The organism is Telluria sp. BA11 (genome assembly GCF_056680305.1).
This window is the reverse complement of sequence record NZ_CM155275.1, coordinates 4,715,031-4,728,319: the sequence shown is the minus strand read 5'-3', so window position 1 is coordinate 4,728,319 and position 13,289 is coordinate 4,715,031. Positions and strand designations below refer to the sequence as shown.

General features: G+C 63.7%; 13 protein-coding genes and 1 pseudogene. 8 read left to right on the top strand and 6 right to left on the bottom strand.

The features are described 5' to 3' along the window. Positions 1 to 183 precede the first annotated feature (183 nt). Positions 184 to 663, bottom strand: coding sequence for a hemerythrin domain-containing protein (locus AC1MGT_RS20945; RefSeq protein ID WP_499501904.1), 480 nt, complete (start codon positions 661 to 663; stop codon positions 184 to 186). A gap of 192 nt (positions 664 to 855) precedes the next feature. Between AC1MGT_RS20945 and AC1MGT_RS20940 the strand changes: the two genes are divergently transcribed. Then, positions 856 to 1,575, top strand: a complete 720-nt coding sequence (locus AC1MGT_RS20940; RefSeq protein WP_499501903.1) for a sensor histidine kinase — start codon at positions 856 to 858, stop codon at positions 1,573 to 1,575. Positions 1,576 to 1,651: 76 nt separating this feature from the next. Here the strand turns inward: AC1MGT_RS20940 and AC1MGT_RS20935 are convergent, their stop codons facing one another. From AC1MGT_RS20935 to AC1MGT_RS20925, 3 genes are all read right to left on the bottom strand, one after another. Beyond that, entirely contained in the window at positions 1,652 to 2,953 is a 1,302-nt protein-coding gene (locus AC1MGT_RS20935) for an NAD(P)/FAD-dependent oxidoreductase (RefSeq protein WP_499501902.1), read from the bottom strand. A 95-nt stretch (positions 2,954 to 3,048) separates the two neighbouring features. Beyond that, on the bottom strand, positions 3,049 to 3,819 hold the full coding sequence (locus AC1MGT_RS20930; protein WP_499501901.1) for a LytR/AlgR family response regulator transcription factor: 771 nt from the start codon (positions 3,817 to 3,819) through the stop codon (positions 3,049 to 3,051). Further along, on the bottom strand, positions 3,816 to 5,078 hold the full coding sequence (locus AC1MGT_RS20925; RefSeq protein ID WP_499501900.1) for a sensor histidine kinase: 1,263 nt from the start codon (positions 5,076 to 5,078) through the stop codon (positions 3,816 to 3,818). Before AC1MGT_RS20925 ends, AC1MGT_RS20930 begins: the two co-directional genes overlap by 4 nt. Positions 5,079 to 5,309: 231 nt before the next feature. On the opposite strand from AC1MGT_RS20925, the gene AC1MGT_RS20920 reads away from it, so the two are divergent. From AC1MGT_RS20920 to AC1MGT_RS20895, 6 genes are all read left to right on the top strand, one after another. Continuing rightward, entirely contained in the window at positions 5,310 to 5,999 is a 690-nt protein-coding gene (locus AC1MGT_RS20920) for a hypothetical protein (protein ID WP_499501898.1), read from the top strand. A gap of 194 nt (positions 6,000 to 6,193) precedes the next feature. Beyond that, positions 6,194 to 6,958, top strand: a complete 765-nt coding sequence (locus AC1MGT_RS20915) for a glycosyltransferase family 2 protein (protein ID WP_499501897.1) — start codon at positions 6,194 to 6,196, stop codon at positions 6,956 to 6,958. Continuing rightward, on the top strand, positions 6,955 to 7,659 hold the full coding sequence (locus tag AC1MGT_RS20910) for a TVP38/TMEM64 family protein (RefSeq protein WP_499501896.1): 705 nt from the start codon (positions 6,955 to 6,957) through the stop codon (positions 7,657 to 7,659). Before AC1MGT_RS20915 ends, AC1MGT_RS20910 begins: the two co-directional genes overlap by 4 nt. Further along, complete coding sequence (locus AC1MGT_RS20905; protein WP_499501894.1) at positions 7,631 to 9,358, top strand: ArnT family glycosyltransferase; 1,728 nt, start codon at positions 7,631 to 7,633, stop codon at positions 9,356 to 9,358. Before AC1MGT_RS20910 ends, AC1MGT_RS20905 begins: the two co-directional genes overlap by 29 nt. A gap of 68 nt (positions 9,359 to 9,426) precedes the next feature. Continuing rightward, positions 9,427 to 9,564 carry a hypothetical protein gene (locus tag AC1MGT_RS20900; RefSeq protein WP_499501892.1) on the top strand — a complete coding sequence of 46 codons (138 nt, stop codon included), beginning with the start codon at positions 9,427 to 9,429 and terminating at the stop codon, positions 9,562 to 9,564. Positions 9,565 to 9,674: 110 nt separating this feature from the next. Beyond that, on the top strand, positions 9,675 to 10,919 hold the full coding sequence (locus tag AC1MGT_RS20895; protein ID WP_499501890.1) for a DEAD/DEAH box helicase: 1,245 nt from the start codon (positions 9,675 to 9,677) through the stop codon (positions 10,917 to 10,919). A 15-nt stretch (positions 10,920 to 10,934) separates the two neighbouring features. Here the strand turns inward: AC1MGT_RS20895 and AC1MGT_RS20890 are convergent. Further along, positions 10,935 to 11,551 (bottom strand): annotated as a pseudogene (locus AC1MGT_RS20890) (transposase); the annotation flags it as partial. Between the two features lie 130 nt (positions 11,552 to 11,681). Here AC1MGT_RS20890 and AC1MGT_RS20885 point away from each other — a divergent pair. Then, a complete protein-coding gene (locus AC1MGT_RS20885) occupies positions 11,682 to 12,842 on the top strand; it encodes an IS30 family transposase (RefSeq protein ID WP_499501889.1) in 1,161 nt (386 codons plus the stop codon). A 112-nt stretch (positions 12,843 to 12,954) separates the two neighbouring features. Here AC1MGT_RS20885 and AC1MGT_RS20880 read toward each other — a convergent pair whose 3' ends face one another. Next, positions 12,955 to 13,260 (bottom strand): hypothetical protein, encoded by a 306-nt coding sequence (locus tag AC1MGT_RS20880; RefSeq protein ID WP_499501888.1) that lies wholly within the window; start codon positions 13,258 to 13,260, stop codon positions 12,955 to 12,957. Positions 13,261 to 13,289 lie beyond the last annotated feature (29 nt).

Genomic DNA, 13,289 nt, shown 5'->3' with positions numbered 1-13,289 from the left:
TCCTCTCTTATATAACGCCCCCGTCCTTGATGGAACCGGCTAGCTTTCAATATCGCATACCAGCAATAGCACGTATGTGCGGCAGCGAACGTCTTGACTGCCCGCACGGTCGAAATCTTTGCTGAATGGCATGGACGTAAAAAAGCCGGCCCCGGGGAGGCCGGCCAGTCTGTCAACGACGCTTTAGACCGTAGCGAGAATTTCGTCGCGACGGGCGGCCATCTCAGCGCCCATGGCTTCCAGGTCGAGGTCAAGCTTGCGCACTTTGGGGAACATTTCTTCCTCTTCTTCTTCGACGTGGTGCGACACGTATTCGCCCAGCACCTTCACTTTGGCGTCGTAGTAGTCTTCGTCCGGTTCCATCTCCTGCACCTGTGCGATCAGGTCCTTGGCCGACGCGTGTTCGACAAACGCTTCGTCGAGCATGTCTTCCATTTCCTTCGACGTCTTGCGCAGCGCCGGGTAGAAGATTTCTTCTTCGATCGACGTGTGCATGATCAGGGCTTCGCAGATCTCGTTGGCCAGTTTCTTCTTGCTGACCGTGGCGCGCTCGCCCAGTTCTTCGAACTTGTCGAACATGTCTTTCACTTCGTCGTGCTGGCTCTTCAGAAGGTCCAGGGCATCCTGCGGGCCGCTCGTCTTTTTGGTCGTTGCTTTGGTCATGGTGTTACCCCCGTATTGTTGGTTGAATGATGACTCGTTGGCCACATTGCCAGAGTGCGCCTGACGCGCCATCCACACTGTTCGCGACTTCACACTCGGTGCGAACATAACGAACCGTTCTTGCGGCACCCAATGCGCGACGGATAAATGACAATTGTTGTATGATTTGGGAAACATTTAATTGAGACCCTGATGACTGAACCGGTCCCACCGCATCCCGACCCGGAGCTGGAACGCCTGGTCGCGGCGCGCACTGCTGAACTCTCCGACATGGTGTCCTGGCTGGCCAACAGCTGGGACCAGGAGCGTCGCCAGCTTGCGCGCCAGTTGCACGATAGTCTGGGTTCGTCCATGACGGCCCTGACGATGCATCTCGCCCTGCTCACCCAGCGCCTGCCGGCCGAAGACAAAGCACTGCGCGACCGCGCTGCGCAAATGAAGCTTCTGCTCGGAGGCGTCATCGAGACCAATCGCCAGATGCAACTCGCGCTGTGGAACGACAAGCTCGAATTCCTGGGGTTGCGCACCGCGCTGGCCGAGCTGGTGCCCGAATTCGGCGCCGAGCATGGCATCCAGGCGCAAGCGAGCCTGCCCGAGGAAGACGGCGCCTGGTCGCGCGAGCATGCCGTGCTGCTGCTGCGCTGCGCCGAGGAAGGTTTGCGCAACGCCGCGGCGCATGCGCAGGCCACGCGCGTGGACGTGATCCTGGATGACGATGGCGACATGGCCATGCTGACGGTGCGCGACGATGGCGTCGGTCCCGGCGCCGATCCGCTGGCCGCCGGTGAACGCCATGGCCTGCGTCTGCTGCGCGAACGCGCCCGCACGCTCGGTGGCAACCTGATCCTGGTGCGCGCCGAGAACGGCGGCGCGATGCTGCAAATGACGCTGCCGCGCGAATTGCCGGCCTAGACAGCGGTAGGGTCTTTAAAAACAACAACGGCGGCCACTGGCCGCCGTTGTTGTTTGTCGCCTGACGACGATCCCGTCAGTGCAGCTTGACCAGCGGTGTGCTGCGCCGGATCAGGAAGCGCGCCACTGCCAGCAGGCCCGTGCGGGTAATGCCCATCACGGCCCGGTGGTGCATCAGGTGCAGGCTGGCGTACATCAGGCGCGCAATGCCGCCCTGCACGAACCAGCTCGCGCCGCGAAGCGAACCCATCAGGCTACCGACACTGGTGTTCTGACCGACCGACACGAGCGAACCGTAGTCGCGGTATTCATAAGGCTCGGTCAAGGCCGGCTGGCCCTTGTCCATGCGCAGGAAGGTCGTGACGAGGTAATCGGCCTGCTGGTGCGCCGCCTGCGCACGTGGCGGCACCGGCAAGCCGTTGCCGTCGATGCAGACCGCGCAGTCGCCCAGCGACCAGATGGCTTGCGTACCCTTGACGCGCAGATGCGAATCGACATCCAGACCGCCGCCGCGTGCGGTCTGCAGGCCGAGCTTGCCAAGCATTTCGGGGGCGCGGATACCCGCCGCCCATACGCACAGGTCGGCCGGATACACATTGCCATTGGCGTCGAGCACCTTGTCGCTCTCGATCGCCGTGACGCGGCAATCGCTGACGACGCGGATGCCGCGCTTGTTCAGCAGGCCCAGCGCCGCATTCGACACGCGCTCGGGGAGCGGCGCCAGGATGCGCGGCGCGCCTTCGAGAATGGTGATGCGCACGTCGCGCTTGACGTCCATCCGTGCGAAGCCGTAGCGCGCATACGCACCCGACGCTTCGCGCAGTTCGGCGGCCAGCTCGACGCCGGTCGCGCCGCCACCGATGATGACGACGTCCAGGCCGGTCTCACGGCCCTCTTCGCGCTGCTGCTCGACCGCCAGCATCAGGCGCAGCATGCGCAGGCGGAAGCGTTCGGCGTCTTCGGTCGCATTCAGCGAAATGGAATGTTCCTGCGCGCCCGGCACGCCGAAGTAGTTCGAGGTGCTGCCGATTGCGATCACGAGCGACGTGTACGCCAGGCGACGCGCCGGCAGCACTTCGTCGTGTTCGGTGGCCGAATACACGGCCCCGATCTCGATCGCCTGGCCGGCCTCGTCCAGCCCGGTCATCGGACCGAGCACGAAATTGAATCCATTGTCGTGCGCGAGCATCGCGTACGACAGACCTTCCTGGTGGATGTCCAGGGTGCCCGCCGCGACTTCATGCAGCGACGGTTTCCAGATGTGGTACAGGCGGCTGTCGACCAGCGTCACCTTTGTCGGGCCGAGTTTACGGCCGAGTTTGCATGCCAGCTCCAGACCGCCAGCGCCGCCACCCACGATCACGATATCGCTACGCAAGCTTGCCTCCTTCTTGATGCCCCAGCCGGCAACAACGCCGGCCTGATGGCCATCTGAGATTTTACTACGGCAACGTCGCGCGCGCTGGCCTGTCCCTACATGTGACGAAAGAGCGCCATGAACGGCTGACTGACTGTCAGCGTCTCGGGCCGGTTGCGCAGGCGGATGACGCCCTTGCCGCTGTCGTCGCGCGTGACACCCGCCACGGCCCGCAGATTGACGATCGTCGAGCGGTGCACCTGCCGGAACATGGACGGGTCGAGCACCTCGAGAAGGTCACGGATGGGCTTGCGCAGCAGCGATTCGCCCTCGGCCGTCATGACCACCGTGTACTTGGAATCGGACTGGAAATACGCCACGTCGTCGACCAGGATCAGGCGCGTCTCGACGCCGCGGCTGGCCGTCAGCCAGACCAGCGGCTGGGCGCGCGGCGCCGGCGGCGCAACGCTCTGCAAGCGCGCCAGCAGCGCCGCCAGCTGTGTCGTATCCGCCACACCGCGCGCCAGCCGATCGCGCAGCCGGGCCACGGTCGCGGCCAGGCGTTCGCGCCCGACCGGCTTGAGCAGGTAATCGACGGCGCCCCGATCAAAGGCGTCGAGCGCGTACTGATCATACGCAGTCACGAACACGATCTCGGTGCGCAGCCCCGCCGCCAGCACGCTCGAGGCTACCTCGAGGCCCGACAGCCCCGGCATGCGAATGTCGAGGAACGCAACCTCGGGCCGGTAGCTGGCAATGGCGTCAAGGGCGCTGCCGCCATCGTCGCAGGCGGCCACGATCTCGAGGTCCGGCCACACCTCGCTCAGCAGCTTGATCAACTCTTCCTGCAGCAGGAGTTCATCTTCGGCAATGACGCAACGGGTCATGTGCGCACCCCCGCGCCCTGCAGCGCCATCGGCACCGTGATGGTGGCGGCCACGCCGCTCGGGAAGTTGGCCACGATGGCAAAGCTCGCCATGCTGCCGTAGCCGAGGCGCAGACGCTCGCGCACATTGCGCAGGCCGATGCCGGTGCCGGCCGTCTCGAGCGAGAAGCCACGGCCGTCGTCGGCCACCGTGACGGCCGCCGCATTGTCGATGGCGCGCGCCAGGATCCAGACAGTGCCGCCGCCCGGCTTGGGCTCCAACCCGTGCTTGATGGCGTTCTCGACGAGCGTTTGCAGCATCATCGGCGGAAACACGAGCCGGCGCAGTTCGTCCGGCACATCGACCTGCAGGGCCAGGCGCGGCCCCATGCGGATGGCCAGGATGTCGAGATAAGCGCGCGCCCGTTCCAGCTCTTCGCCCAGCGTCGACGGCGCATCCTCGGTACGCGGCAGCGAGTGGCGCAGGTACTGGATCAGGTTACCCAGCATGGCGTCGGCGCGCGCCGGATCGGTGCGCGTGAGGACCTGGGCGCTGGCCAGCGTGTTGTACAAAAAGTGCGGCTCGACCTGGGCGTGGAGCAGGTTCAGGCGCGCCACCGTCAATTCCTTCTCGGTCGCGCTCTCGCGCACGGCCTGTGTTTCGAGGCGGCGCCGCTCGGCGATGCGGCGCGTGATGGCGCGCACGATGGCGTCGGCGTTTTCCAGGTTGCTACCCTGGTCGACTAGGAACCAGTCGATCCAGGCCGGGTCTTCCGGTTCGCAGATCAGCGTCACGCTGCCGGCCGCGTCGCCATTGGGCGTGATCGTGGCGCGGATCTGGTTGCGCCAGGTCGACAGGCGGGCCAGCGCCGCGCCGGCCGATGCATTGCCACCATACAGATCGGTGCGCTCGACCTTGGCGCGCACCTGCAGGCTGTCGCGGGCGCTGTCGACGGCGGTGACGCCCGGCAGTTCGCGGATCGCGGCGTCGATCATGTCGAATGCTTCGCCGGCCTCGAACGGGATCTCGATCTGGCGCCGCTGGCGGTTTGCCAGCGTGGCCGCGTTCACGGTGCCGGCCAGCAGCCGCACGCGGCGGGTGTGCGAGAACGCGATCAGCAGCACCCAGCCGACCAGCGCAAACCCGAGCAGCGCCACATACCCCTCGATATTCAGATCGATATCGTGCAGAACGGTGTCGCTGATGAAGATACACAGCGCCAGGTACACCGCGCTCCAGGCAAGGACCAGGCGACCGTGGTGGAAAAAACTCGACATCATGATGGGCTTTCAAACGTTGAAGAATGGCGCCAGCATAGGCACGCCATGGTTCGCAAGACAGCATTATGCGACGAAGCCGCGGCTGGGCCGACGAAACCGGCCCCGGCGGCATCCGCGTCAGTGGCGCGCACCGGTGTTGCCCACGCGCCGCATTACAAATTTGCTGAGTATGCAAACGGGCGCTGGCCGTACAATCGCGCCTTTCCGCTTTTTGATAGAGAGGTCGTCGAGATGTCCATCCCACGTAACGTCATTGCCATTGCCGCAACCATTGCCGCCACTGTCGCTGCCGCATCCGCCCATGCCGAAATCGGCGTCGGCGTCACCGCCACCCTGGGCACGACCGGCGCGGGCGTCCATCTGGTCGTGCCAATGGAACGCACGCTCAATGGCCGTTTCGGCATCAACTACTACAAGCACGACTTCGACAAGCGTTCGGGCGGCATCGATTACGACGGCGACGCCAAGCTGCAAACGTTCGACGCCCTGTTCGACTGGTATGCATTCGCCGACACGCCGTTGCGCCTCACCGCCGGCGTGGTCTACAACGGCAATGAAGTGACGGCCAAGGCGCGGCCGAACAGCAACGGGCGCTACCTCATCAATGGTCAGAGCTACAGTGCGGCAGATGTCGGCACGCTCGATGGCAATGTCGACTTCCGCAAGGCGGCGCCCTACTTCGGCATCGGCTGGGGCAATGCCCTCACGCCGAACAAGCGCTGGAACGTCAGCGCCGATCTCGGCGCCTTTTACCAGGGCAAGGGACAGGTCGACCTGATCAGCCGCGGCTGCCGTACGTCGCAGGCCGTGTGCGCCGTGCTGGTCCGTGACGTCGCCGTCGAAGAAGCACGCCTGACGAATGAACTGGCCGACCACAAGTTCTTCCCCGTGCTGCGCGCCAGCGTGTCGTACAGCTTCTGACGCTCTCTCGACAACCTTCCGCCTCGGGGCGCTTGCCATCAACTATTACTTTCCAAGGTGATCACGACCTCGTACACTGACCTGCATTGACAGCTCATACTTAGCGAGCGAGCGTCAGACGTCGTTATCCAGAATTCTTGCAGAACATGATGCGCAGTATGTGTGCTGCGCTCTTTTTGGAGAGATTGCGCGATATGGCTGACGAAGCGAGCAACGAGCATGCGTGGCTGGTGTCGGTACTGATTCCCGCAAAGGATGAGGCCGGCAATATCGGCCATCTGGTGGACGAAATCCACCACGCCCTGGCCGGGCATCTGACGCACGAGGTCGTGCTGGTGGACGATGGCAGCAGCGACGACACCGGCGCCGTGTTCCTGCAGCATTGCCAGCGATGGGGCATGCCGGCGCGGCTGATCCGCCACGCAACCAGTGCCGGCCAGAGCACGGCCCTGTGGACCGCCGCGCGCCACGCCACCGGGCGTTTTCTCGTCACGATCGACGGTGACTGCCAGAACGACCCGGCCGACATTCCGGCGCTGGTAGCGCAGGGACTTACTTTAAGCGAAACGCACCGGCATTTTTGCATTGCCGGCTTTCGCGCCGACCGGCGCGACACGCGCTGGAAAAAAATCCAGTCGCGCATTGCCAACGCCGTGCGCCGCCGCATCCTCGACGACGGAGTGCCCGATACCGGCTGCGGCCTCAAGCTGGTGCCGCGCGCCACCTGGCTGTGCCTGCCCTATTTCGACCACATGCACCGGTTCGTGCCGGCGCTGGTCAAGCGCCTGGGCGGCGTGATCGCCATCGTGCCGGTGCGCCATCGCCACCGCACTGCCGGCGTGTCGAAATACACGGCCTGGAACCGGCTGTGGGTGGGCATCGTCGACATGTGGGGCGTCAGCTGGCTGATCCGCCGCAGCAAGCTGCCGCTGATTGACCGCATGGAAGTGCGGCATTGAAACCCGCACTGGCCCTGCTGATCAAACCGCTGCTGCTGACGGGCGTACTGACGCTCGGCTTCGTGTCGCTGCATTTCCAGTGGTGGGGGTCATTTACCGAACTGGATCTGCTCAACCGCCTGTTCGAGCGGCACTGGGCCGTCGCCTGGCCCGTGCTCGCGATCACCGGCATCGTCTACACTGCGCTTGGCGGTCCGCGCCAGGTGCTCGCCTTCGCCTGCGGTTGCGTCATCGGTGGCGTGCCGGGCGCGTTGCTGAGCACTCTGCTGACCGGCTTTGGCGCCCTGCTGGCAATCTGCTGCGTGCGCCACATCGGCACGGCCTGGGCCAGCACTCGCTATGGCGACTGGGTCGCCATCATCCGCCAACTGCTGGCCCGCGACACCTGGCTGTGGATCTGCACGCTGCGGCTGATGCCGGTCGGCAGCAATCTGGCGACCAATATCGCCGTGGGGCTGGCCCGGCTGAGCATGCCGGCGGTGTTCTGGGGCAGCCTGCTGGGCTACCTGCCGCAAATGCTGCTGTTCAGCTTTGCCGGCGCAGGCCTGGCCTTGCACGACGAACAGCAGCTTTGGCTTGGCCTGCTGACGCTGGCGCTGTCCACGGCACTCGCGCTCTACCTCTACCATCATGGCTTCAAGCAGCGTCTGCAGCAGATCCGGGGACAAATGCATGCCACGCCCGCACACCGGCAACCTTGATCAGGCCCCAAGCTGGTGGCCGTGGCTCGTCGGGCTGACGCTCATTGCGCTGTTCGCGGGCATCGGGTTGCGCGCGCCCTGGCCAGCCGATGAGCCGCGCTTTGCCCAGGTCGCACGCGAAATGGTGGAATCGGGCCAGTGGCTGTTTCCCACGCGGGGCGGCGAATTCTATCCGGACAAGCCGCCTGTCTTCATGTGGCTGATCGCCCTGTTCTATCAGCTGACCGGACAGCTGAAGATCGCCTTTCTGCTGCCCAGTGCGCTGGCGGGACTGGGGACGCTGTGGCTGGTGTTCGATCTGGGGCGCCGCTTGTGGGGCGACCACGTCGCGCGCTCGGCGGTGCTGATCCTCGTGTTCACGCCGCAGTTCCTGCTGCAGGCCAAGGGTGCGCAGATCGATGCGGTGCTGTGCTTCTGGATCACGCTCGGCTGCTATGGGCTGATCCGCCACTTTCTGACCGGGCCCGCCTGGGGCTGGTATGCCGCCAGCTGGGTGGCGATGGCGCTGGGCGTCATGACCAAGGGCGTCGGGTTTCTCCCGGCACTGATGCTGATCCCGCTGGCCATCTGGCGCGGCCGCGCTGATGAATCCGGGCACCAGGCCTGGCGCCTGCGCGCGTGGTGGGGGCCCGCCCTGATGCTGGCCACGCTCGCGCTGTGGCTGGCGCCGATGTGGCTCACGGTCGAGCGCGTGCACAGCCCCGAACTGCTGGCCTACCGCGACAACATCCTGTTCAGGCAGACCGCCGAGCGCTACGCCAATGCATGGCACCACATCCAGCCATGGCACTACTACCTGACGACTGCCTTGCCGACGATGTGGTTTCCGCTGGTCGTGCTGTTCGTACTGCGGCTACGCGGCATCATCGACCTGTGGCCGCGTGACGCAGCGCTGCGCATCCTGCTGAGCTGGGTTGCACTCGTGCTGCTGTTCTTTTCGCTGAGCCCAGGCAAGCGCGAGGTCTACATCCTGCCCGCGCTGCCGATGTGCGCGCTGGCGCTCGCCCGCGTCTGGGAGCAGACGCCGGCCGCGGGCCGTCGCGCCGCATCAGTGCTGTTGCGCGCAGTGCTCGTGCTGATAGGCGTGCTGCTGATAGCGCTGGCAGGCGTCGCATGGCTGGCGCCCCACCGGCTGCCAGCCCGGGCCGACGACTATGCCGAGGCCGTCGCGGCACTGGCGCCCGGTGTGCTGCTGCTGGGGCTGGCGTTGGCCGGCATCCCCCTGCTGCTGCGCAAGCGCGCCTTGTTCGAGCAACTTGCGCTGGCCAGCCTGCTGACCTGGCTGTGCATCGCCTTCTGGCTGTGGCCAACCCTCGACCCGCACCGCACGCCGCGCGCCGTTCTGCAGGAACTCGAGCGCCAGATCGGGCCTGGAACGCAAGTCGGCATGCTCGAGTTCAAGGAGCAGTTCCTGCTGTTTACGGACCGGCCCATGGTGCATTTCAGTTATCTGGCGCTGCTGGCGCAGCAAGAGTCGAGCGCATGGCACTGGATGCGCGCCGATCCTGCGCGCGTGCTGCTGGTGCCCGATCATCTGGCGCTGCGCTGCTTCGATCTGTCGCGGCATCGGGTGCTTGGCCAGGCCCATCGGCGCGACTGGGTCATGCTCGATGCCACGGCGCTGCGTGAACGCTGCGACGGGCCTGTCGGCCACGCAACGTATCGCTATATTCCCGTCAGGAAGGACATCCTGTCATAGGGCGCCACGGCGCGCCAGCGCGCGCCGGTACGGCGTATGATGGTCGTCTGCTACCCGGAGGATTCATCATGCAACTACGCACTTATTCCGCCGCTGTACTGACCTTCGCCTGCCTGATGCTGGGCGGCTGCCGCGAACACAATGCGCCGGCTCAGCCCATCGCCCCGGTCGCGCAAGCCGCTCTGCACACGCCAGCGTTGTCCTGATCCTGGACGAATGAGTTTGGCACGCCCTGGCGGCGTGCCAATGATCGCCATGCCGGCGCCGGCAGGTTACACTGCGGCCTGTCCATTTTTCGTCGCAAGGTGTCCTGCCCATGTCGTTTGCTTCCCTCGGCCTGATCGAGCCGATCGTCCGTACCCTGGACGCCCTCGCCTACCACACGCCCACCGCCGTCCAGGAGCAGGCGATTCCCGCCATCCTGGCTGGGAACGACGTGATGGCCGCCGCCCAGACCGGCACCGGCAAGACCGCCGGCTTCACGCTGCCGATCCTGCAGCGTCTCGTCATGGGCGGCAAGGTCGGCAACAACGCGGCGCGCGCGCTGATCCTGGTGCCGACCCGCGAACTGGCCGAACAGGTGCACGAAAGCGTGCGCACCTATGCCGAGGGCCTGCCACTGCGCTCGATGGTCGCTTATGGCGGCGTGAGCATCAATCCGCAGATGATGACGCTGCGCAAGGGCGTGGACGTACTCGTCGCCACGCCGGGTCGCCTGCTCGACCTGCACCGGCAGAATGCGGTGCACTTCAACGAAGTGAAAACGCTGGTGCTGGACGAAGCCGACCGCATGCTCGACCTGGGCTTTGCGCGCGAGCTCGACAACATCCTGAAACTGCTGCCGAAGAAACGTCAGACGCTGCTGTTCTCGGCCACGTTCTCCGACCCGATCCGCGCGCTGTCGAACCAGATGCTGCGCGAACCGGTACGTATCGAGGCAACGCCGCGCAACACAACGGTGGCAGCCATCCGCCAGTGGGTGATCCCGGTCGACAAGAAACGCAAGGCCGCGCTGTTCGTGCACCTGCTGGAACGGCGCGACTGGACACAGGTGCTGGCCTTCGCCCGTACCCGCAAGGGGGTCGATGAACTGGTCGGCCTGCTTGAATCCAAAGGCATCCCGGTCGACTCGATCCACGGCGACAAGCCGCAGCCGGCGCGCCTGCGCGCGCTTGATCGTTTCAAGGCCGGCGAGATACGCGTGCTGATCGCCACCGACGTCGCCGCGCGCGGCATCGACATCGACGACCTGCCGGCCGTGATCAATGTGGATTTGCCGATCGTGGCCGAGGACTACGTGCACCGCACCGGGCGCACGGGCCGCAAGGGCGCGAGCGGCGAAGCGGTGTCGCTGGTGTGCGCCGACGAAGTCGAGCAACTGGCGGCAATCGAAGTGCTCACGCGCCAGACGCTCGAACGCGTGGAAGAGCCGGGCTATGCGCCCGAGCACCGCGTGCCGCAGACCGATGCAAAGGGGCAGATCGTCAAGAAGCCCAAAAAACCGAAGAAGCCCAAAGGCAATGCGCCCGTGGTGAGTGAGGACGTGCGCTTTCGGCGTTAAGAGCGCCTGACAACGCCGCTCGACATACCGCCAACAAACGAGCGAGCAGGCAAGCGAGAGAAACGCCTGATGGATGTCTGCCCGTCGCTCATGTCGTCTGCGCAGTCAGCGAGCGCAGTGTAGCAAACCCAAGGTGCGCTCGACGACCCGCTGCCATCAGCCGAGCCGTTCGCGCGACTCTAGGCCATGCCGCGCGATTCGATCTGGTAATGCCCCGATGGTCCAACCAAGTCGGATGGGTTCTCGAAGCATACGCTTGATCGGCATGCAGCTCACTTGGGCGTCTTCGAGCACGGCCTGCTCATCCTTTCACTTCTGGGACGGACGCTACAGCGGGATAAGGAACGCGAGTCGTGTACTTGCCCGCCTGAGATCTGAGCGACTGGCAAAGGCCCATGCTCATCCACCAGCAGATGGTGTTTGCTTACGCGTTTGCCGCGATCGCTAGGCCGCAGCCGAGTTCGCGCGGCAGGTACTCCCATGGCATTCCGGTCTTGAGGACTAAACCGGATCCCAGCCAGGGCCGCGTGATCATCAATATGAAAGCGTCCGCCTTTCGGCGATCGGTGATGGGCTAGAAGATGATCTGCTATAAGCGACCACAGATCTCCCGGAAGTAGTGCTCGCGCTATGGCATTAGTCCGTACGAACGTGGCCGCTTTGTTAGTGCCGGACTAACGCTGCGTCGGTCCGCTATCGACCTTGGATTCAACCGGTCGACGCAACACACTAAACTCTGGGTAAGCAGAAGGAGTGTTACGGATGAAGCAGAGAGCAAGGATTTATTATACGGATGCCCAGAAGGCGTTGATGTGGGAGCACTGGAAAAAGGGGGAATCGCTCCAGCAAATTGCCCAGCTGTTCGATCGAAACCACTCGTCTATACAGCGAATTCTTGCCGAGTCTGGTGGCATTCGGCCCGCAGAAAGACACCGATCAAGACTGGCATTAACCTTGGCCGAGCGGGAAGAAATATCACGCTCGCTAGCTACTGGTCAATCGATCCGTCAGATTGCTCAAGCACTTGGACGAGCACCGTCCACTATTAGCCGTGAGATCAGTCGCAATGGTGGCCAGACGAGCTATCGAGCTGGCTGTGCAGACGCGGCTGCTTGGAAGCGAGCCCATCGTCCTAAGTGCTGCAAACTGGTGACCAACCCTGAGTTGGCAAATATCGTAACAAGCAAACTCCAATTACAGTGGTCGCCTGAGCAAATTGCTGGGTGGCTCAAGCATACGTTTTCAGGCAGCGAGGATTACCAGGTGTCGCATGAAACGATTTATCGCAGCCTCTTCATTCAGGCCCGTGGTGCGCTGAAAAAGGAGCTACTTGAGCATCTTCGGCGAACCCGGGCCATGCGCCGATCGCGTCATCATACGCAAAAGAAAGAAAATCACGGCAGGATCAAAGATACGGTATCGATCAGCGAACGACCTGCCATAGTGGAGGATCGCGCTGTACCAGGACATTGGGAAGGAGACCTAGTGTTCGGAGACAGAAATAGCCAGATCGCTACCCTTGTCGAACGCCACACTCGTTACGTGATGCTAGTAAAAGTCGCAAGCAAAGATACAGAAACAGTCATCAGCGCATTGATTGATAACGCCCGTCAGTTACCCCGAGAGCTTTATCAATCACTGACTTGGGACCGGGGCAAGGAAATGGCTGACCACAAGCGTTTTACCATGGCCACTGATATCGATGTCTACTTCTGCGATCCACACAGCCCTTGGCAGCGTGGTAGCAATGAAAATACCAACGGACTATTACGCCAGTATTTCCCAAAAGGCATCGATATCTCCGCGTACTCGCAGGCCCAACTTAACGAAGTAGCTCGCAAATTGAACGAACGGCCAAGGAAGACTTTAGAATACCAGACACCCGCTGAACGATTCAGCAAACTTGTTGCATCGACCGGTTGAATCCAAGGCCGAAAGCAGACGGTCGGTAAAGCGCACTGTACGACCATGCTGCCGCCAAAGGAAGTAACAGGTTTTGTCAGGAGTTCTGAGCCGGCATTGCGCCGTGCCCGGATCAGGCGCCGCTGCGCACGGGCGCCAGCCCGCGCCGGCGCGCCAGGCCCCGCTCACACAGCGCGCCGGCGGCATACAACAGCACGAAGGCTGGCGTGACGAACAGGCCATACGCGTCGGGCCACGACAAAAATTCGAGGGCGCGGCCAAGGCCCAGCGCCTGCACCACGACCAGCTGGGCGGCAATCGGCAACTGCAGGAAGATCAACTGCGACGCATCGTCGCCAGCACCGAGCGACACAATACCGACGCAGGCCAGGATGAACAAGGCGTACGGCGCGCACAACAACAAACCGAGTCGGGACATCACAGGAGCAGGGTCGGACCCTGTTGACA